Origin of the sequence: Streptomyces sp. NPDC053493 (genome assembly GCF_044544825.1) — a bacterium.
Taxonomy (GTDB): Bacteria; Actinomycetota; Actinomycetes; order Streptomycetales; family Streptomycetaceae; genus Streptomyces.
This window is the reverse complement of the sequence record NZ_JBITXS010000005.1, coordinates 229,999-249,440: the sequence shown is the minus strand read 5'-3', so window position 1 is coordinate 249,440 and position 19,442 is coordinate 229,999. Positions and strand designations below refer to the sequence as shown.

Below are 19,442 nucleotides of genomic sequence, written 5' to 3'. Positions count from 1 at the left end.
CGGCACGGCGCTCGCGCGGTTCGCCGTACGGGCGGGCGGCACGGCGCTCGTGCGGTTCGCCGTACGGGCGCCGGCTCGGGGCGGGCCCGCGGTGGGCCCGCGGCGGGAGCCGGGCCCGCGCGGTCCTTCGTACGGGCTCAGGACGGGGACGGGTCCGCGGCGGGAGCCGGGTCCGTGTAGCGGGCGGCCAGGGCGGCGGCGCGGTCGCGCAGGGCGGTGCGCAGGGAGCGCGGGGCGAGGGCCTCGGCGTCCGTGCCGAGCTGCCACAGCGCCCATTCGGCGTGCCGCGCGTCCTGGAAGGTCACCTCGAGGCGCAGCCGGCCGTCCGCGTCCGGTTCCTCCGCGCGGACGGCCAGCGCGGTGTCGAGCAGTTCCTCGCGCCGCGCCGGCTCCAGCCGTACGAGCACGGTGAGGTGGTCGCCGCCGGAGAGGAACCGCGCGGAGCGTTCCCGCCAGATCCGGTCCAGGTCGACCCGCCCGGGCCGCTCGGCCGGTTCGGGGAGTTCCTCGGCGGCCGACACCCGGGACAGCCGGTAGGTGCGGTCCGCGCCGGCTCGTGTGGCCAGCAGATAGCCCCGGTCGCGTACGGTGACCAGGCCGACCGGGTCGACCGTGCGCCACCCCGGCGCCTGGCCGGTGGCCGCGTAGCGGATGCGCAGCTTGTGTCCGGCGAGCACCGCGCGCCGGACCACGCTCATGGTGCTGTCGGGCACCTCGTCGACGACCAGCCGGCGGGAGAGCAGGTCGGTCTCCGGGTCGACGAGGATCCGCCGGGCCGCGTCGTCGGCGGAGGTCCGGTGGGTCTCGGGCAGGGCGTCGACGACCTTGCGCAGGGCCGAGGCGAGGGCCGGGCCGAGGCCGAACACCTGCTCGCCGCGGCCTGATCCGGCGGTCAGCAGGGCGAGGGTCTCGTCGTGGCTGAGCCCGGTGAGCTCGGTCCGGAAGCCCGGCAGCAGCGCGAAACCGCCGTGTCTGCCGCGTTCGGCGTAGACCGGGACGCCGGCCGCGGACAGCGCCTCGATGTCGCGCAGGACGGTGCGGGTGGACACCTCCAGCTCACGGGCCAGCGTGTCGGCCGTCAGCCGGCCGTGCCGGCGCAGCAGGAGCACCAGGGAGACCAGCCGGTCGGCGCGCATGCGAGAACGCTAACGGACCCACGGAATACCTGACGAAGGGTGTCGTGATTCGTTGGAAGGCTCGTCCGCGGGCGGGGCAAGCGGTCCCGGCGAACGGAACGGAGCTGATGTGACAGTGCGGCGAACGGCGGTCAACCCGTCGACGTGGTCGGTGGAGTTGGGGTTCAACCAGGGCGAGGTGGTCTCCGGGCACACCCGGACGCTGTTCCTCTCGGGGCAGACCGCGATGAGCGGCGAAGGCAGGCCGCTGCACGACGGCGACATGGCGGCGCAGCTGGCGCTGAGCGTCGACAACGTGGAGGCGGTGCTCGGCGAGGCCGGCATGTCGCTCGCGAACCTCGTCCGGCTCAACGTCTACACGACCGACGTCGATCTGCTCTTCCGGCACTACGGCGTCCTGGCGGGGCGGTTGGGCGCGGCCGGGGTGGCGCCGGCGACGACGATGCTCGGGGTGACGCGGCTGGCGGTCCCCGGCCAGCTGGTGGAGCTGGAGGGGACCGCCGTCGGGTGACGGACGGAGCGGCTAGCGTGCCGCCTGCCGGCCGGCCGCGGGCTGCTTGTCACAGGTCAGGTCGGTCCGCGGCAGGCGGCCGCTGCCGAGGTACGCGGTGACGGCGTCGTCGACGCAGGCGTTGCCGTAGAAGCCGTACAGGCCGTGGGTGTTGGCGCCGCGCAGCGTGACCATCCGGGAGCTGGGGAGCATGTCGTGCAGGGCGACGCTGCCCGGGTACACGGTGCGCGGGTCGCCGGTCGCGGCGACGATCATGGCGGGGACGTCGTGGCGGACCTGGGTGGGCCGCTCGCGCGGCGCGTCCCAGAACGCGCAGGCGTTGATGTTGTTCAGGGCGGGCCCGAGGACGGGGTGGGCGGCGCGGCCGGCCTCGACGGCCCGCCAGTACACCTCGGGGTCGCGCGGCACGGCGGCGTCCGCGCACAGGATGGCCATCTGGGCGCTGCCGGCGGCGGTGTCCGCGTCGGTGAAGGCGAAGCGGAGCAGCTGGACGAAGTCCGGGGGCAGGGGCGCCGGCGGCCGGCCGTCGGCGGCCGCCTTGAGGGCGGCGACCGCCGAGGCGAGGCCGGCCCGTGAGGCGTCGGTGTCGTCGGCGAGGCCGCCGAAGAGCACGAACGGCACCTGGGTGTCGTCGAGCCGGAAGGTGTCCGCGCCGGTGCCGACGGTCAGCGGGGCGCGGCCGGCGGCCTCGACGACGCCCGTGACGGCGGCGACCACCTCGGGGCCGGTCCGGCCGAGGCCGTACGTGTCGTGGCGGGCCGCGGTCCAGGCCGCCCAGTCGGCGAGCGCGTGCTCGTTGGCGTCGACGAGGTGCGGGAGCATGCCGGGGCCGTAGACGCGCGGGTCGAGGGCGCCGTCGAGGACGACGCGGCCGGCGCGGCCGGGGAACATCTGGGTGTAGACGGTGCCGAGGTAGGTGCCGTAGGAGACGCCGAGGTAGTGGAGCTTCCGCTCGCCGAGCGCGGCCCTGATGACGTCCATGTCGCGGGCGGTGTTACGGGTGCTGGCGTGCGGCAGCAGGTCGCCGGCGTTGGTCCGGCACTTGGCGGCCAGGTCCTTCTGGAAGGCGACCTGCCGGTCGAAGGCGGCCCGGCTCGTGCCCGCCGACAGGATGCCGCTGCCGACCGGCCAGCGGCAGTCCAGCGGGTTGCTGCGGCCGACGAACCGCGGGTCCATGCCGATGATGTCGTAGCGCGCGGCGACGTCCTTCAGGGCCGCCCGCACGCGCGGCGGGCTTCCGAGCGTCGCGCCGCCCGGCCCGCCGTCGTTGAGCAGCAGCACGCCGACGCGGTGCCTGCGGTCGGTGGCCGCGATGCGCGAGATCGCGATCTTGATGGTGCGGCCGTGGGGCCGCCGGTAGTCGAGCGGCACGACCACGTCGGCGCACCGGGCCCCGGCGGCCTCCAGCTCCTGGCCCTGCCGGTCCCCGGGCCCGAGGACGCAGCTCTTCCACCGCACCGGCTTCGGCTGCGTCTGCTTCGGCTGCTGCTTCGGCTGCGCGTGGGCCGGTGCCTGCGCCTGTACGGGCGCGGCGGCCGCTAATCCCGTACAGGCGGCGAACGCGACGGTCAGCGCCACGATGTGATGACGAGTCATGCGCTCGACCCTAGAAACGGCCCCCCGGCCCCGTCACGACAGCCTGCCCCCGCCTCCACCCTGGGGACAGCCCCAGGGCGGTGGCGGCCCGGAGCCTGCCCTGGACCGCGGGTCCGGGGCCGCCCGGGAGGGCTGACGCGGCAGCTTCCGCTCGCGATAGCTTCCCTGGAAGCAAAACAGCGGATGACGCCGTGTCACACCCAGGAGGTCGCATACGGATGGTCTCTCCCCAGATACTTCGCGGCGACGGCGCCGAGACGGTGCTCGACGCGGACGGCATTCGGACGGTCAACCGCGCCTCCCGTACCGAGATCCCGTTCGCGGTGGTCCAGGAGGCCCGGACCGCCGGTGGGCGGGAGGTCGAGATCGTGCTGACCGACGGGGCTGTGCATCGGGTGGACGGCGGCAACGCGACCGCCGCCACCGCGTTCGTCACCGCACTCACCGCCGCTCTGCCCGAGCAGCGGGACCCGGGCGGAAGTGCCCGGGTCACCGTCACCTCTCTGGAGCAGCCGCGGGACGGCTGGAGGCTGACGGACTACGTGCTGCTGACGGTCCTCGGCGCCCCTGCTCTCACGTATCTCGGGTACGCGATCTGGACAGGCGTTACGCGCGGGTCGGACGTGATAGTGGTGATCGTCGGTGCGTTCCCGCTGTTCAGCGGCTTGCTCATGCTGCTCTTCGTGGCGGACGACGTACGGCTCCAGCTCCCGCTGAGGAAACGCGGGATCACCGTGGTCGCCAGGCTCGACTTCAGGGCGAAGGACGGGGCCGCCTGGTACAAGTACACCGACGCCGACGGCGTCGAGCACCACCATCGCAGCACGTTCCGCGGACCGCGGCCCCCGATCACCTACGACCCGCAGAGACCCGGGTGGGCTTCCACGGATCTGGTGTGGGGCCGCGTGCTGTTCAAGATCTACGCCCGCGGTGCAGGCGGACTGCTTCTGGTCCTGGCCGGCGGCGCGTTGGCGCTGGCGCCACTCCTGTCGAGCTGAGAGGGGGTGTCTCGCCGACCATGCCGGGCTCGCGACGCCTGGCACGTGCCCTAGTCGCCGGTCGTGCCGTCGAGCATCTCGCGGAGGATGTCCAGGTGGCCGTTGTGACGGGCCGTCTCCTCGGTGAGGTGGAGCAGGATCCAGCGCAGGTCGACGTGGCGTCCGTCGCGCACCGGCCGCTCGGCCCGCTCGTCCAGTCCGCGGGCGGCGACCAGTTCGCGATAGCGGGCGCTCTGCTCCGCGTACTCGTCGAGCAGCCGCGGCAGCGGGAAGTCGACGGCGATCCGCATCTCGCGGTCCGGGTCCTCCTCGGTCCAGGGACCCTGGTCCTCCTCGCCGAGGAAGACCACCTGGAACCAGTAGTACTCGACCCAGCGGAGGTGGTTGATCAGCCCGCTCATGGTCATCAGCGGTGAGCCGGGCAGCAGCGCCTTGCGGGCGTTCTCCGCGGAGACGCCCTCGCACTTGGCGCGGGCGGTGTCACGTGCGTAGTCGAGGAACGTGGTGAGCTGCGTGCGCTCGTCCCACGCGGGCGGCATGTCGTCGATTCTGGTCATCGCGCGTAGCGTCCCTGATCACCGCGCCCGGTGTCGAGGCATTTCCCACGGGCCCGCGGACTGTCGGCGCCGACGGGGGTCCGTGGCGATCGGGGCATGGTGCTCCGATCGGTCCCAGGTCGAAGGAACTCACTAAATCGGCCGGATGTTGTCCAGGGATGCCGTCCACTCGATGCCGTTGTCAGGACGGATGTGGGCGATGCGCACCAGACGCCCGTCGGTGTGCAGTTCGTGCGTGACGGCCGTCAGTTCGCCCTCGCCCTTGCTGGCGGTGTCGCGGACCCGCTGGTGAAGCCACGGGTGCTCTTCGTAGCCGTCAGGACCGACCGGAGGCACCTCCCGTGCTTCCACGCGGCGCATGAACCTCTCCCAGCCATCGGCCGCACGCATCCGAAGAGCTCTGCTCGGCGCGCCTGGCGGCTGATCGGACGCGCTCATGCGCTTGCTCCTCCCTGAAGGGGCACTCCCGTGGGATGGGCAAGGCCCATAACCCGGAGGGAAGCCGGTCGTTTTCGCATCTTGAACGTACGGTCGCCGCAGACGCGGTAGGACTGACTGGCAGTACGTGTTGGGAGACGGAACGCTCTCGGGGAGCTGGTCATGGCGGCGAAACCGCCCGCACGTGGACGCACGATCACTGGGGCTGTCGCGGGCTTGGTACTGCGCTTGGCGCGGGAGAGCATCCCGTGCACACAGGTGTCGATGGCAGAGTCCCTGGGCGTGGACCTCGGCACACTGCAGGGGTGGGAGTCAGGGCGCAGGCCGCTGGCGAACATGAAGGCCGGGGCGCTCCTGCAGCTGCGCCGGAGGCTGGGCGCGCTGGGAGCGGACCCGGCTGTGGTGGGGTTGCTGGACTCGGCGATGGATGCCGACCAGATCATCGGTGCCGCTCTGGCGCCGGACGACATCGGACAGCATCCACTCGCATCGTGGGTTCACACCCGCGACACGGCTCACATGCTGGCCTGGGCCCTGACCGGAGTGACGCCGCCGGCACTGACGGATCGTGTCCTCGTATCCCGGCGCGGTCCGGTCGCCTCCGCGCCGTTGCTGGGAGCGGCGGACCGAGCGCTCTTCTTCGCGCATCTGAGGGAGACCGCCGAAGCGGCGAGGAGATCGGGCGGTGGCACGCTCCTGCACCGGCAGGCGCTCTACCTCGCCTCGTACGACCGTGGCCCGGAAGCGGCCGCATGGACGGCACACACCCTGCACTCCCGCCGGGGAGTGCTCGCCCGGCGCGGATGGTCGGAACACTGGACGGAAGCCCGGTCGACTGCGACGGCATTGGCCCGGCTGGGAGATCCGCAGCCGCTTCTGGACTTCATCGAGCGGTCACTCGCCGACGACGACGCGGCCGAGGCCGCCAACCTGAACTACTGGGCGTACTGGCTCGGCGGCGTGCGGCTTCCCCAGGCTGATGACCAGTTCATGCGGGACCCCGAGCTCGCCGCCTGGGAGCCTGTGACGCTGCTGCGCGGGCTGACGTACGGGATGCACCATGCTCCTGGATACGTCGATCTCTACGTCCACACGCTGTGGGCGCTGCTGACCGCGCATCCATGGCTGCCCCAGGCATCGCCCGTGCTGGCTCGCACCCTGGCAGAGCGTGCGGAGCGGCTGCTGGACACAGGCGGCACCTCGGAAAGGTCCCGTCGCGAACTCCGCACCGTGCACTACGTTTTCTCGCATCGCACCTGACACCGGAGGTCACCACATGGCAGACGAGACGGCGAACGCCCAAGGCACGGCCGGGTTCATCTTCGAGATGGGCGTGCTCAAGAACGCCAAGCGGACCGGATGGTGGTTCACCGGCAACAACAACCCCGAGTCGATCGCCGAGCACTCGTTCCGCGTGGGCGTCATCGGTGCCGTACTCGCCATGATGGAAGGCGTGGATCCCGCGAGGGTGGCCTTGATGTGTCTGTTCCATGACACGCAGGAGACCCGTATCGGAGACATCCCGCACATCGGCCGCCGGTATCTCGACGCCGCCGCGAACCAGACGGTCACGGCGGATCAGGTCTCCGCCGCGCATCCCGCGGTGAGGGACGGCGTGCAGCGGGTCGTCGAGGAGTACGAGGCCAAGGAGTCGCCCGAGGCCATCGTGGCGAGGGACGCGGACAAGCTGGAGTGCCTGGTTCAGGCCGTGGAGTACCGGTCCCAGGGCAACACCCTGGTTCAGGACTGGATCGACACGTCCCTGAACAGCCTCAAGACCGCCTCCGCCCAGGCCTTGGCCGAGGCCGCGTTGACCATGTCCCCGCTGGAATGGCGGAAGACCTTCCTGAGCTGATCTCCGGTCGACGTGGCCGCCGGGGCGTGGTCGGCCACCGCCCGGTGTCGCTCGACTCCCTGGAAAGGACTCGGGGAGAGAACCCGCCAAACCCACCCCCTCCGTCCCCCAACTCCGCGGATCACACGATCGAGTGACAGAGTGTTTGGTACGGGGATGAATGCGGTACGGTCGGCCGCAACAACGGCATATGCAACTCGGCCCCCGGCAGGACTGGCATCCTGACGAGGGCCTACCGATCAGGAAGAGAAGACCTTCCCGATGGCTGATCCGCAGTCTAACGCGGCCGTGTCCGCGTCTCCCGTTCCGTTCGAGATTCCCGCCGACGCGCCACGCTCAGGAGTGATCCGCGTACGGCACCGGCACCGGGACCATTTCACGATCGTGGGGAATCACCTCGCCCAGCACCGGACCTTGTCCGCGGTGGCGATGGGGCTCGCCCTGCACATCCAGTCGCTGCCCGACGGCGCCGACGTCAGCGTGAAGCGGCTGACTCTCCGCTTCCGAGAGGGCGAGATCACGATCCGGCGGGCGCTGAACGAGCTCGTCGCGGCCGGATACCTGGAGCGCAGGAGGGTGTCACTCGGGGGCGGGCGGTTCGCGACTCGGTTGATCTTTTACGACATGCCCGGCTGCGGCAGCGGAGTGCCCACGCCGCCACCCCGGCCCGAGCCGGATACCGAGCCGGATCCCGAACCGGACCCCGAGCCCGAGCCACGGCCCGCGCGCACACCAGAGCCCGCAGCCGTACCCGCGGCCGCGCCATCGCCCCCGCCCCCGCCTCCTCCCGCCCGGCCCTCCGGACCCGCCGCCGACCTCTTGGCCCGGCTGCGTGTCGTCGATTCCCGTCTCCTGCTCTCCTGGCGGGACGTGCGGGAACTCGCGCCGGCCGTCGACGCCTGGCTCGCGCTCGACGCGAGCCCGGAGCAGATCGCACGGACCCTCACCGGAGCGCTTCCGCCCGACCACGTACCCATCCACCACCCGGCCCGCTTCCTCGCGTACCGGCTCCGCGTGATGATCCCGCCGCCGCTGCCCGCCGCCACCCGGCCACCGAGGGTGCTGCCGGTGGTGAGCTGCGAGGGGTGTGAGCGAGGTATGCGCAGCGAGGATCCGACGCCCTTGTGCGCGGACTGCAGACAGGCGGCGACGGCCTGACGGACCGAGGTGACCGGTCAGGTCGGGAAGCGGCGGCCCACCCAGCGCCAGGTCACCTCCAGGAGCGCCGCGCCCGCCGCCGCGATCGCCACGGCCGTCCAGGGCATCGTCACGCCCACCAGCTTCAGCGCGAAGAAGTGCTGGAGCCAGGGCACGACCAGGACCAGGAGGAAGGCGCCGCCCATGGCCGCGACCAGGGCGACGCGCCACCAGGTGTAGGGGCGGGCGATGATCGCGAGGACCCACATGGAGACGAGGAAGAGGGTGAGGGTCGCGGCGCTGGTCTCGGCGTCGAGGGCGCCGGGGCCGGTGTAGTGGTGGCGGGCGAGGAGGTAGGTCGCGAAGGTGGCCGCCGCCGCGATGGTGCCGGCCGGGATCGCGTACCGCATCACGCGCCGTACGAAGTGGGGCTTGGCGCGCTCGCGGTTGGGCGCGAGGGCCAGGAAGAAGGCGGGCACGCCGATGGTGAGGGTGGACAGCAGGGTCAGGTGGCGCGGCAGGAACGGGTACTCGACCTGGGTGCAGACGACCAGGACGGCGAGCAGCACCGAATAGACCGTCTTCGTCAGGAAGAGCGTCGCCACGCGGGTGATGTTGCCGATGACCCGGCGGCCCTCCGCGACCACCGACGGCAGCGTCGCGAAGGAGTTGTCGAGGAGGACGATCTGGGCGACGGCCCGGGTGGCCTCGGAGCCGGAGCCCATCGAGACGCCGATGTCGGCGTCCTTGAGCGCCAGCACGTCGTTGACGCCGTCGCCGGTCATGGCGACGGTGTGGCCGTGGTGCTGGAGCGCGGCGACCATGTCGCGCTTCTGCTGCGGGGTGACCCGGCCGAAGACGGAGCCCTCGTCGAGGGCCTTCGCCATCTCCTCCCGTTCGGCGGGCAGCGCGCGGGCGTCGAGCGTGTTCTCGGCGCCGGGCAGGCCGAGCTTGCCGGCGACGGCGCCGACGGAGACCGCGTTGTCGCCGGAGATGACCTTGGCGGCGACGTTCTGGTCGGCGAAGTAGGCGAGGGTGTCGGCGGCGTCGGGCCGCAGCCGCTGCTCGAGGACGACGAGGGCGGTGGCGCGGGCGTCCTTCGCCACGTCGGGCGAGTCGAGTTCGCGGGCGTCGGCGGTACGGGCGAGGAGGAGGACCCGCAGGCCCTGCTCGTTGAGCCGGTCGACCTCGGCGAGGGACGGGTCGCCGGCCGGCAGCAGCACGTCGGGCGCGCCGAGCAGCCAGGAGGAGCTCTCGCCGTCGCCCTCGCTGAACGCGGCCCCGCTGTACTTGCGGGCGGAGGAGAACGGCAGCGACTCGGTGCAGCGCCAGTCCACCGCGTCCGGGTAGGCGTCGATGACGGCCTGGAGGGAGGCGTTGGGGCGCGGGTCGGACTCGCCGAGGGCGCCGAGGACCTTCCGTACGTACGACTCGTCGGCGCCGTTCAGCAGGCGCAGGTCGGTCACGTCCATGCCGCCCTCGGTGAGCGTGCCGGTCTTGTCGAGGCAGACGACGTCGACGCGGGCGAGGCCCTCGATGGCGGGGAGTTCCTGCACGAGGCACTGTTTGCGGCCGAGCCGGATGACGCCGATCGCGAAGGCGACGGAGGTGAGCAGGACGAGGCCCTCGGGGATCATCGGGACGATGCCGCCGACGGTGCGGGCGACGGACTCCTTGAAGTCGTTGTCCTTGACGACGAGCTGGCTGATGACGAGGCCGACGGCGGTCGGGATCATCATCCAGGTCACGTACTTGAGGATGGTGGAGATGCCGGTGCGCAGTTCGGAGTGGACGAGGGTGAAGCGGGACGCCTCCTCGGCGAGCTGGGCGGCGTAGGCCTCGCGTCCCACCTTGGTGGCGGTGAAGGCGCCGCCGCCGGCGACGACGAAGGATCCCGACATCATCCGGTCGCCGGGCTTCTTCACGACCGGGTCGGCCTCGCCGGTGAGCAGCGACTCGTCGACCTCCAGGCTGTCGGCCTCGGCGACCTCGCCGTCGACGACGACCTTGTCGCCGGGGCCGAGTTCGATCAGGTCGCCGAGGACGATCTCGGAGGTGGAGATCTCGGCGGTGACGCCGTCGCGCCGGACGGTGGGTTTGGCCTCGCCGATGACGGCGAGGCCGTCGAGGGTCTTCTTGGCGCGCAGTTCCTGGATGATGCCGATGCCGGTGTTGGCGATGATCACGAAGCCGAAGAGGCTGTCCTGGATCGGCGCGACGAAGAGCATGATCAGCCACAGCACGCCGATGATCGCGTTGAAGCGGGTGAAGACGTTGCCGCGGACGATGTCGGCGGTGGAGCGGGAACTGCGGACGGGTACGTCGTTGACCTCGCCGCGCGCGACGCGCTCGGCGACCTCGGCCGCGGTGAGCCCGGCGACGTGGTGCACGACGGCCGGCGCGCCGTGGGTGGTGGCCCCCGCCCCGGCCCCGGCCCCGCCTCCGGCCTCGCTCCCGCCGGTGTCGATCTTCGCCCGCTGAGTCATGTTTTCGACGTTACGGCGGGATTCGGCCGCTCACCTGCCGAGAAGTCCGAAGATCAGACCGGGGGAGGAGCGGAATGGTCCCCAGGCATGACGGGCCCCGGGTGCGGAGGGACCCAGGGACTACGTGCGCAGGGACCCGGGTGCGCAGGGACCCGCGGGCTTACGTGCGGTCGGACTCCGGCGCCGGTCCCGCGCCTGCGGCCCGGGCCGCCTCGTGCCGCTTGATCGCCGCGTCGCGCTTGCGCACGTACCAGATGCCGATGAGGCCGAGCCCGGCGCCGGCCAGGCAGGTCCACACCCACCAGGTCAGGTCGCGGTCGTCGAACCAGGAGTAGAAGGGGACCTGGACGAGGAACAGGACGAACCAGAGGATCGTGCCGCCCGTGATGGTGGCGACGACGGGCCCCTCCAGGGGCTCGGGTGCCTCGTGCTTCGGTGTCCACTTCGCCATGGCGACAGTCTAGGCGGCCGGTTTTCGAGCCCCTGCACGGTCTACGCGCGGAGATGGACGCTCACTCGTTCATGTGTTCATACTGAAACGGTTTGCCTCCGGCGGGTTCCCTTTGTATGAACCGCCAAAAAGGGACGTATCTCGTACCTCGTACTCCTCCGTACCCCCGTACCTCCGCAGAGGAACCCCATGAGCACCACGGCCACCGCCAGGGCCACCTCGCCGGAACCGGAAGCCCCGCAGGGCCCCGTCTCCGGCCTCGACCGCTACTTCAAGATCTCCGAGCGCGGCTCCACCGTCGCCCGCGAGATCCGCGGCGGTTTCGCCACCTTCTTCGCGATGGCCTACATCATCGTGCTGAACCCGATCATCCTCGGCAGCGCCAAGGACATGTACGGGCACCAGCTCGACGGCGGCCAGCTCGTCACCGCGACCGTGCTGACCGCGGCCTTCTCGACGCTCCTCATGGGCGTCATCGGCAACGTGCCCATCGCGCTCGCCGCCGGCCTCGGCGTCAACACGGTCGTCGCGCTCCAGCTCGCGCCCAAGATGTCCTGGCCGGACGCCATGGGCATGGTCGTGCTCGCGGGCCTGGTCGTGATGCTGCTGGTCGCGACGGGCCTGCGCGAGCGGGTGATGAACGCCGTACCGGTCGGCCTGCGCAAGGGCATCGCGATCGGCATCGGCCTGTTCATCATGCTCATCGGCCTGGTGGACTCCGGCTTCGTCTCCCGCATCCCGGACGCCGCCCACACCACCGTCCCGCTCCAGCTCGGCGGCGACGGCCACCTCACCGGCTGGCCGGTGCTCGTCTTCATCCTGGGCACCCTGCTCACCCTCGCGCTGATCGTCCGCAAGGTGCCGGGCGCGATCCTCATCTCCATCGTCGTGATGACGATCGTCGCGATGGTGATCAACGCGGTCGCCACCGTCCCGTCCTGGGGCCTGACGACGCCGGAGTGGCCGGGCAACCCGGTCGCCTCGCCCGACTTCGGCCTGGTCGGCAAGGTCAGCCTCTTCGGCGGCTTCGACAAGGTCGGCGTCCTGACCGGTGTCCTGTTCGTCTTCACCGTGCTGCTGTCCTGCTTCTTCGACGCGATGGGCACGATCCTCGGTGTCGGCGACGAGGCCAAGCTGATGGACAAGGACGGCAACTTCCCGGGCATCAACAAGGTCCTGCTGGTCGACGGCCTCGCCGTCGCCTCCGGCGGCGCCACGTCCTCCTCCGCCACCACCTGCTTCGTGGAGTCCACGGCCGGTGTCGGCGAGGGTGCCCGCACCGGCCTGGCCTCGGTGGTGACCGGCGGTCTGTTCTCGGTCGCGCTGTTCCTCACGCCGCTCGCCACGATGGTGCCCTCGCAGGCGGCGACTCCCGCCCTGCTCGCGGTGGGCTTCCTGATCCTGGCCGGGTCGGTCAAGGAGATCGACTGGAGCGACTTCACCATCGCCGTGCCGGCCTTCCTGGCCATGGTGATGATGCCCTTCACCTACTCGATCACCAACGGCATCGGCATCGGCTTCATCGCCTTCAGCGTGCTGCGGCTCGCGGCGGGCCGGGGCCGCGAGGTCCCGGTGGCCATGTACGTGGTGTCGGCGGTCTTCGTCTTCTACTACGCGATGCCGGCGCTGGGCCTCACGTAGCCGGCCCCAGGCCTCACCTGGCCCCAGGCCTCACCTGGCCCCAGCCTCACCTCGTACGACGAGGAGCTGTCACGTCGTACGGGCGGGGTCGAGCCCGTAGAACTTCTCCGTCTCGTCGACGGCGGTCTTGAACCGCTCGTCGAAATCCTCCCGAATGAGCGTCCGGACGACATAGTCCTGGACGCTCATTCCTCTTCTGGCGGCGTGACCGCGGAGCCGTTCGAGCAGCTCTCCGTCGATACGCAGGCTGAGCACGGTCGATTCCATGCCGTCAGGTTCGCGCCACCGGCGGGCCCGGTGCGTCACTTTCCGAAGCCATCTCACTCATTCGGGTGACAGATTCAGGCCGCGTGTTTTCGATTGGTCTTTAGGTAGAGTAATGAGTTACGCTAAGAACATGCCTGACCTGTCCCACGGCACCGCCGACGACGCCGCGGCCGTGAACGCACTCCGCAGCTCCGTCATGCGGCTGAGCCGGCGCCTGAAGCACCAGCGCGTCGACGAATCGCTGAGCCCGACCGAGATGTCGGTGCTGGGCACCCTGTCGCTCTGCGGCTCCGCCACTCCCGGTGAGCTGGCCCGCAAGGAGCACGTCCAGCCGCCGTCGATGACCCGCATCGTCGCGCTGCTCGAAGCCAAGGGGCTGGTCCGGCTGGAGCCACATCCCGACGACCGTCGGCAGAAGGTGGTGAGGCAGACCGAGCAGGCCGAATCCATGCTCGAGGAGTCCCGCCGCAAGCGGAACGCCTGGCTCGCCACCCTCGCCGAAGGTCTGGACGAGGACGAATGGGCCAAGCTCCGCGCGGCTGCCCCGGTCCTGGAGAAGCTCGCGCACCTATGACCCGAGGCGCCAAGGAGGCGACGCACTTTGAGTACGGGACCCGGAGCAGACTCCGCACCCGTCCATAAACCCGACACCTACTCCCGTACGACGCCGGTCACGCCCGCGGCGCGTACGACCCGCCCGGGCAAGGGGACCTTCTCCTCGCTCGCGATCCGGAACTACCGGCTGTTCTTCACCGGAGCGATCGTCTCCAACACCGGTACGTGGATGGCCCGGATCACCCAGGACTGGCTGGTCCTGAGCCTCACCGGCTCGGCCGCCGCCGTCGGCATCACGACGGCGCTCCAGTTCCTGCCGATGCTGCTGTTCGGCCTGTACGGCGGCGTCATCGCCGACCGCTACCCGAAGCGGCACATCCTGCTGGTCAGCCAGGCCGCGCTCGGCCTGTGCGGACTGAGCCTCGCCGTACTGACCCTCACCGGCGCCGTCCAGGTCTGGCACGTCTACCTGGTCGCCTTCCTGCTCGGCATGGTCACCGTGGTCGACAACCCGGCCCGGCAGTCCTTCGTGTCCGAGATGGTCGGCCCCGACCGGCTGCGCAACGCCGTCTCGCTGAACTCGGCGAACTTCCAGTCCGCCCGGCTCGTCGGCCCCGCCGTCGCCGGCGTCATGATCGCGTCGATCGGCAGCGGCTGGGCGTTCCTGATCAACGGCCTGTCCTTCCTCGCGCCCCTGACCGGCCTGCTGCTGATGCGCACGAGCGAGCTCCACAAGGTGGAGCGCGCCCCGCGCGGCAAGGGCCAGCTGCGCGAGGGCCTGCGGTACGTCGCCGGGCGGCCGGACCTGATCTGGCCGATCGTGCTCGTCGGCTTCATCGGCACGTTCGGGTTCAACTTCCCGATCTGGCTGACCGCCTTCTCCGACGAGATCTTCCACGTCGGCGCCGGTACGTACGGCCTGCTCAACACGCTGATGGCGGCCGGCTCCCTGGTGGGCGCGCTGCTCGCGGCGCGCCGCGGCTCGACGCGGCTGCGGATGCTGGTGGTCGCGGCGGGCGTCTTCGGCGTGCTGGAGATCGCGGCGGCGCTGTCGCCGTCGTTCTGGCTGTTCGCGCTGCTGCTCGTACCGATCGGCATGATCGGCCTGACCGTCAACATCAGCGCCAACTCGGCCGTCCAGATGGCGACGGACCCGGTCATGCGGGGCCGGGTGATGAGCCTCTACATGATGGTCTTCGCCGGCGGCACGCCGATCGGCGCGCCGCTGCTCGGCTGGGTCACGGACACCTTCGGCGCCCGCGTCGGCTTCGCCACGGGCGGCCTGGTCTCGCTGCTGGCCGCCGCCGCGATCGGCCTGGTCCTGGCGCGCGTGGGCGGCCTGCGGGTGGCGCTGGGCTGGCACCACGGCCACCCGAGCGTCCGCTTCGTACCGGCCGAGCGGTCGCGCCCGAGCCTGGCGACGGTGGCCTGACGCCCGTCCGGCCCGCCCGGCTCACTCGTCCGGTGACGGGGCGTCCCGGCGCGGGCGGCCGGGGCCTCGGAGGCCGGCCCGCCGGGCTTCTCGGTCGCCGGGGCCCGGCTGATGCCGGGCGCCGCGCAGGCGGGTGCGTCAGAGCCGGCGTTCCAGGACCTGGCCCGGCCAGTCGCCGACCGTGAACGCTTCGGTGCGGGTGAAGCCCTGGCGTTCGTAGTAGGCCACCAGGCGGCCCTCGCTGCCCGCGAAGCAGTCCACGCGGAGCAGGGAGATGTCCAGGCGGCGGGTCTCCTCCGCCGCGTGGGCGAGGAGGGCGGCGCCGACGCCGCGGCCGTGGAAGCGGGCGTCGGTCGCGAGGAAGCGGATGTAGCGCTCGGGCTCGGCGGCGGGAGCCACGTAGGTGCCCGGCTGCGGCGTCAGGGTGAGCGTGCCGGCCGGCTCGCCGTCGATCTCGGCGATCCACGGCGAGCCCTCGGTCACGACCTGCTCGACCAGCTCCACCGTCTTCGGCCGTGACGTGAACGGGTCGGTGCCCCACTGCGCGGTGATGCCCTTGCCGTTGAGCCAGACGACCGCGCTGTCGAGTATTCCGAGGACGACGGGTACGTCCGCCGCGCCGGCCTGCCTGATCTTGATCCCGGTATCCATCCGCCCGAGGTTAGTGCCTGCCACACTCGCACTCATGAGGCTTTTCGCTGCCGTCGTCCCGCCGCCCGCGCAGCTCGCCGAGCTCGCCCGGGTGGTCGACCGGCTCGCCCGGCTGCCCGGCGCCGGCCGGCTGCGCTGGACCTCGCGGCCCGGCTGGCACTTCACGCTCGCGTTCATGGGCGAGGTCGACGAGGGCCTGCTGCCGGAGCTGCGCGTCCGGCTCGGCCGGGCCGCCCACCGCACCGAGCCGTTCCCGCTGCGGCTGCACGGCGGCGGGCACTTCGGGCGGGCCGTGCTGTGGACGGGCGCGGCGGGCGGCCTGGACGAGATGCGGCTGCTCGCCGAGCGCGCCGACGCGGCCGCCCGCCGGGCCGGCGTGGCGATGGACGAGCACCGCCGCTACCAGGCCCACCTCACCGTCGCCCGCTCCCGCGCCCACGACCTCGACCTGCGGCCGTTCGTCGAGGAGCTCGACGCCTTCGAGGGCAGCCGCTGGCAGGTCGGTGAGCTGGCGCTCGTACGGAGCAACCTGCCCGGCGGCGGGACGCCGGGAGCGCAGCCGCGTTACGAGACGGTCGCGGCATGGCCGCTCGGCGGGGCGGGTTAACCTCGAAGCGTGGACCCGAAAACCCGTAACCGGATCATGGCCGGTGTGCTCGTCCTGATGTTCGCGATCATCGCGGTGGCGTCGGTGGTGAGCTGACCCTCGACCGGCCGACCGGCTGACCCCTCGCGGCCTGGAGCCCCGCCGGCCCCGCCACAGCCCCGCGTCCGGTTTTCAACTCCGGCCCCCGGAAAGGTCCTTGCTTCGAGTCCACTCGAAGGCGTTGGCTTGTTCCCCATGGAGTACACACAGCTCGGACGCACCGGACTCAAGGTCGGCCGGCTCGTTCTCGGCACCATGAACTTCGGGCCGCAGACGGACGAGGCCACCAGCCACGCCATCATGGACACCGCGCTCGACGCGGGCCTCAACTTCTTCGACACCGCCAACGTCTACGGCCAGACCGCGGGCAAGGGCCGGACCGAGGAGATCATCGGCTCCTGGTTCGCCAAGGACCCGTCCCACCGCGACAAGGTGGTCCTGGCCACCAAGATGTACGGGAACATGGCCGAGGACGCGCCGGCCTGGCCCAACCACGACAAGCTCTCCGCGCTGAACATCCGCCGGGCCGTCGAGGGCAGCCTCAAGCGGCTCGGCACGGACCGCATCGACGTCTACCAGTTCCACCACGTCGACCGCTCGACTCCGTTCGAGGAGATCTGGCAGGCCGTCGACGTGCTGATCCAGCAGGGCAAGATCCTCTACGCCGGCTCGTCCAACTTCCCCGGCTACAAGATCGCCCAGGCCAACGAGACCGCCGCCCGCCGCGGCATGGTCGGCCTGGTCAGCGAGCAGTGCCACTACAACCTCTTCGAGCGGCGCGCCGAGATGGAGGTGATCCCGGCGGCCCAGGAGTACGGCCTCGGCGTCATCCCGTGGTCCCCGCTGGGCGGCGGCCTGCTCGGCGGCGTGATCCGCAAGGAGGTGCAGGGCGGCCGCCGGGCCGGCGGCCGGACCGCGGAGCGGCTCGCCGACCCGAAGGAGCGGGCCCGGATCCAGGCGTACGAGGACCTGCTCGACAAGCACGGCGTCGACCCGGGCGAGACGGCGCTGGCCTGGCTGCTGACCCGGCCGGGCGTGACGGGCCCGATCATCGGCCCGCGCACGCCGGAGCAGCTGACCGGCGCGCTGCGCGCCCTCGACCTGGAGCTGGGCGAGGAGCTGCTCGCCGGCCTCGACGAGATCTTCCCGGGCCCGGGCCCGGCACCGGAGGCCTTCGCCTGGTAGGGCGTCGCGCAGAGCACCGCGCCCCGGCGGAGGCGGTTCAGCGGACGTCGTACGGGCCGCCGAGGCCCCAGGCCTGGTGCATCGCGTCCGCGAAGGCCGCCGCCAGCTTGTGCTCGCCCGTCGGTCCCGGGTGGGTGCCGTCGTAGGTGTCCGCGTCGAGGTCGTACGACTCCGGGACCGTGCCCAGGAGCAGCGGCGAGGACGCCGTGTCCAGGTCCGCGACGGTCTTCGCGAGCAGCTCGTTGAAGCGGGCGCACTCGGCGGCGAACGGCGCGTCATAGGTGGCCCGCACGTTCGGGATGACGGGCAGCAGCACCGCCCGGACGCGCGGGTTCGCGGCGCGCGCGGCGGCCAGGAAGGCGCGGACGTTCTCCGTCGTCTGGTCGCTGTTGGTGTAGAAGCCCAGGTCGATCAGGCCGAGCGAGATCAGCAGCACGTCGGCCCGGGTCTCGGCCACCGTGCCGCCGACGAGCGGCGCCATGTGCAGCCAGCCCTCGCCCCAGCCGGCCAGATGGCGGCGGGCGGCGGCCGGGAAGGCAGGGTCGGCGTACGCGTCCGAGGTCGCGGCGTCCGTCGCTGCCTCGTACAGCGCGGTGCGCGGGCCGACGATCTCGTACCCGCCCGGAAGCACGGCCTCCAGGTGCCGCCACATCCGGTACCGCCAGGTGAAGTCGCCGGCGCGTCCGATGGTCATGCTGTCGCCGACGAACAGAAAACGCATGGGGGACATCATCACCGACGCCGGAGCGGGGCGGCGACGTGATCCCCGACACCAGCGGTCCGCACCGGCGGCCGTGGCAGGCTTGAGGTCATGCGATCTGCTGCGCCGCGTGTCCTCGCCGCCACGGCCCTCGCCGCCACGGCCCTCGTCCTGGCCTGCGCCGCTCCCGCCGGGGCCGACGACGGCGCTCCCGACCGGGACTTCACCATCGAGGACCCGCGGATCACCGAGTCCAGCGGCCTCGCCGCCAGCCGCGCGCATCCCGGGATCTACTGGACCCACAACGACCAGGACGCGCCGCTGGTCTACGGCGTCGACTCCCGCACCGGCCGGACGGTCGCCACCCTCACCATGAAGGGCGTCGGCACACCGCGCGACATGGAGGCGATCGCCGTCGGCCCGGACGGCGACATCTACGTCGGCGACATCGGCGACAACCTCGACGGCTCCTGGGACCACGTCTGGATCTACCGCTTTCCCGAGCCGAGGCAACTGAAGGACCAGACCGTCCGGGCCACGCAGTACGAGGTGAAGTACGCCGACGGCGCGCGCAACGCCGAGGCGCTGATGGTCCATCCGAAGACCGGCCGGGTCTACATCGCGAGCAAGCGGGAGAGCGGCGGCGGCCTCTACGAGGGCCCGGCCCGGCTCACCGCCTCCGGCACGAACGTCTTCCGGCGCGTCGACGACGTTCCCTGGGTCACCGACGGCGCCTTCTCGCCGGCCGGTGACCGGCTCGTGCTGCGCGGCTACCTCATGGCCAAGGAGTACGCGTGGAAGGACGGCCGCCTCGCCGACGACGGCACGCCGGCCGGGGCGCCGTTCCAGGGGCAGGCGGAATCCGTGACGTACACGGCGGACGGCTCGGCCTTCATGTTCGGCTCGGAGGGGAAGAAAAGCCGGGTGGTGCGCGTGGACCGGCAGGACACCGGGTCGCCGTCGGACGGCACGCCGAGCGAACGGCCCCGCGGGAGCAGCCCGTCGGCCGCGCCGCAGCCCGCGCAGGGCGGCGGCAGCACCACCCTCGGCGCCCTGGTCCTCGCGGGTGTCGCGGCCGTCGTCCTCGGTGCCCGTCGGCTGAGGCGAGGAGCCGGCCGCCAGGACTGAGCGGGCCCGGCTCCGGTGGAAGACCGGGGCCGGGCCCTTCGCGCTGTCCGCAGTGTCAGGAGTTTCTTTCGG

At 71.7% G+C, this 19,442-nt stretch carries 20 protein-coding genes; 11 read left to right on the top strand and 9 right to left on the bottom strand.

Annotated elements, in window-relative coordinates:
* Nucleotides 1-137: 137 nt before the first annotated feature.
* The gene (locus tag ACIGO8_RS17375) at nucleotides 138-1,136 is read right to left on the bottom strand and encodes a helix-turn-helix transcriptional regulator (protein ID WP_399730684.1); all 999 of its coding nucleotides are present in this window, start codon (nucleotides 1,134-1,136) and stop codon (nucleotides 138-140) included.
* Nucleotides 1,137-1,251: 115 nt separating this feature from the next.
* Here ACIGO8_RS17375 and ACIGO8_RS17370 point away from each other — a divergent pair, with 115 nt between their 5' ends.
* Nucleotides 1,252-1,647, top strand: coding sequence for a RidA family protein (locus tag ACIGO8_RS17370; RefSeq protein WP_399731297.1), 396 nt, complete (start codon nucleotides 1,252-1,254; stop codon nucleotides 1,645-1,647).
* 12 nt (nucleotides 1,648-1,659) lie between these two features.
* Here the strand turns inward: ACIGO8_RS17370 and ACIGO8_RS17365 are convergent, their stop codons facing one another.
* The gene (locus tag ACIGO8_RS17365; RefSeq protein ID WP_399730681.1) at nucleotides 1,660-3,243 is read right to left on the bottom strand and encodes an alpha/beta hydrolase; all 1,584 of its coding nucleotides are present in this window, start codon (nucleotides 3,241-3,243) and stop codon (nucleotides 1,660-1,662) included.
* Nucleotides 3,244-3,461: 218 nt separating this feature from the next.
* Between ACIGO8_RS17365 and ACIGO8_RS17360 the strand changes: the two genes are divergently transcribed.
* A complete protein-coding gene (locus tag ACIGO8_RS17360) occupies nucleotides 3,462-4,241 on the top strand; it encodes a hypothetical protein (protein ID WP_399730679.1) in 780 nt (259 codons plus the stop codon).
* A gap of 50 nt (nucleotides 4,242-4,291) precedes the next feature.
* On the opposite strand, the gene ACIGO8_RS17355 is transcribed toward ACIGO8_RS17360, so the two are convergent.
* Together ACIGO8_RS17355 and ACIGO8_RS17350 are read right to left on the bottom strand one after the other, a co-directional pair.
* A complete protein-coding gene (locus ACIGO8_RS17355; RefSeq protein ID WP_399730676.1) occupies nucleotides 4,292-4,798 on the bottom strand; it encodes a DinB family protein in 507 nt (168 codons plus the stop codon).
* A 132-nt stretch (nucleotides 4,799-4,930) separates the two neighbouring features.
* Nucleotides 4,931-5,236 (bottom strand): hypothetical protein, encoded by a 306-nt coding sequence (locus tag ACIGO8_RS17350; RefSeq protein WP_399730674.1) that lies wholly within the window; start codon nucleotides 5,234-5,236, stop codon nucleotides 4,931-4,933.
* 264 nt (nucleotides 5,237-5,500) lie between these two features.
* On the opposite strand from ACIGO8_RS17350, the gene ACIGO8_RS17345 reads away from it, so the two are divergent.
* The 3 genes from ACIGO8_RS17345 to ACIGO8_RS17335 all read left to right on the top strand — a co-directional run bounded on the left by ACIGO8_RS17345 (nucleotide 5,501) and on the right by ACIGO8_RS17335 (nucleotide 8,249).
* Entirely contained in the window at nucleotides 5,501-6,496 is a 996-nt protein-coding gene (locus tag ACIGO8_RS17345; protein ID WP_399730671.1) for an XRE family transcriptional regulator, read from the top strand.
* 16 nt (nucleotides 6,497-6,512) lie between these two features.
* Entirely contained in the window at nucleotides 6,513-7,091 is a 579-nt protein-coding gene (locus ACIGO8_RS17340; protein ID WP_399730669.1) for an HD family hydrolase, read from the top strand.
* A 384-nt stretch (nucleotides 7,092-7,475) separates the two neighbouring features.
* Nucleotides 7,476-8,249, top strand: a complete 774-nt coding sequence (locus ACIGO8_RS17335) for a hypothetical protein (protein WP_399730666.1) — start codon at nucleotides 7,476-7,478, stop codon at nucleotides 8,247-8,249.
* A 17-nt stretch (nucleotides 8,250-8,266) separates the two neighbouring features.
* Here ACIGO8_RS17335 and ACIGO8_RS17330 read toward each other — a convergent pair whose 3' ends face one another.
* Both ACIGO8_RS17330 and ACIGO8_RS17325 read right to left on the bottom strand, forming a co-directional pair.
* The gene (locus ACIGO8_RS17330; RefSeq protein ID WP_399730663.1) at nucleotides 8,267-10,714 is read right to left on the bottom strand and encodes an HAD-IC family P-type ATPase; all 2,448 of its coding nucleotides are present in this window, start codon (nucleotides 10,712-10,714) and stop codon (nucleotides 8,267-8,269) included.
* Between the two features lie 160 nt (nucleotides 10,715-10,874).
* Nucleotides 10,875-11,165, bottom strand: a complete 291-nt coding sequence (locus tag ACIGO8_RS17325) for a DUF2530 domain-containing protein (protein ID WP_399730660.1) — start codon at nucleotides 11,163-11,165, stop codon at nucleotides 10,875-10,877.
* Between the two features lie 189 nt (nucleotides 11,166-11,354).
* Here ACIGO8_RS17325 and ACIGO8_RS17320 point away from each other — a divergent pair, with 189 nt between their 5' ends.
* A complete protein-coding gene (locus ACIGO8_RS17320; protein WP_399730657.1) occupies nucleotides 11,355-12,806 on the top strand; it encodes an NCS2 family permease in 1,452 nt (483 codons plus the stop codon).
* Nucleotides 12,807-12,875: 69 nt separating this feature from the next.
* Here the strand turns inward: ACIGO8_RS17320 and ACIGO8_RS17315 are convergent, their stop codons facing one another.
* On the bottom strand, nucleotides 12,876-13,073 hold the full coding sequence (locus ACIGO8_RS17315; RefSeq protein ID WP_399730654.1) for a ribbon-helix-helix protein, CopG family: 198 nt from the start codon (nucleotides 13,071-13,073) through the stop codon (nucleotides 12,876-12,878).
* Between the two features lie 130 nt (nucleotides 13,074-13,203).
* Between ACIGO8_RS17315 and ACIGO8_RS17310 the strand changes: the two genes are divergently transcribed.
* Nucleotides 13,204-13,647 (top strand): MarR family winged helix-turn-helix transcriptional regulator, encoded by a 444-nt coding sequence (locus ACIGO8_RS17310; RefSeq protein WP_399730651.1) that lies wholly within the window; start codon nucleotides 13,204-13,206, stop codon nucleotides 13,645-13,647.
* 27 nt (nucleotides 13,648-13,674) lie between these two features.
* Entirely contained in the window at nucleotides 13,675-15,060 is a 1,386-nt protein-coding gene (locus ACIGO8_RS17305) for an MFS transporter (RefSeq protein WP_399730648.1), read from the top strand.
* A 138-nt stretch (nucleotides 15,061-15,198) separates the two neighbouring features.
* On the opposite strand, the gene ACIGO8_RS17300 is transcribed toward ACIGO8_RS17305, so the two are convergent.
* Nucleotides 15,199-15,711, bottom strand: a complete 513-nt coding sequence (locus tag ACIGO8_RS17300) for a GNAT family N-acetyltransferase (protein ID WP_399730645.1) — start codon at nucleotides 15,709-15,711, stop codon at nucleotides 15,199-15,201.
* Between the two features lie 34 nt (nucleotides 15,712-15,745).
* On the opposite strand from ACIGO8_RS17300, the gene thpR reads away from it, so the two are divergent.
* Both thpR and ACIGO8_RS17290 read left to right on the top strand, forming a co-directional pair.
* Nucleotides 15,746-16,318: an RNA 2',3'-cyclic phosphodiesterase gene (thpR, locus tag ACIGO8_RS17295; protein ID WP_399730643.1), complete on the top strand. Its 573-nt coding sequence runs from the start codon at nucleotides 15,746-15,748 to the stop codon at nucleotides 16,316-16,318.
* 234 nt (nucleotides 16,319-16,552) lie between these two features.
* The gene (locus ACIGO8_RS17290; RefSeq protein WP_399730640.1) at nucleotides 16,553-17,542 is read left to right on the top strand and encodes an aldo/keto reductase; all 990 of its coding nucleotides are present in this window, start codon (nucleotides 16,553-16,555) and stop codon (nucleotides 17,540-17,542) included.
* 37 nt (nucleotides 17,543-17,579) lie between these two features.
* On the opposite strand, the gene ACIGO8_RS17285 is transcribed toward ACIGO8_RS17290, so the two are convergent.
* A complete protein-coding gene (locus tag ACIGO8_RS17285) occupies nucleotides 17,580-18,263 on the bottom strand; it encodes a GDSL-type esterase/lipase family protein (protein WP_399730637.1) in 684 nt (227 codons plus the stop codon).
* A 90-nt stretch (nucleotides 18,264-18,353) separates the two neighbouring features.
* Between ACIGO8_RS17285 and ACIGO8_RS17280 the strand changes: the two genes are divergently transcribed.
* Nucleotides 18,354-19,370, top strand: coding sequence for a WD40 repeat domain-containing protein (locus tag ACIGO8_RS17280; RefSeq protein ID WP_399730634.1), 1,017 nt, complete (start codon nucleotides 18,354-18,356; stop codon nucleotides 19,368-19,370).
* The last annotated feature ends 72 nt before the right edge of the window (nucleotides 19,371-19,442 follow it).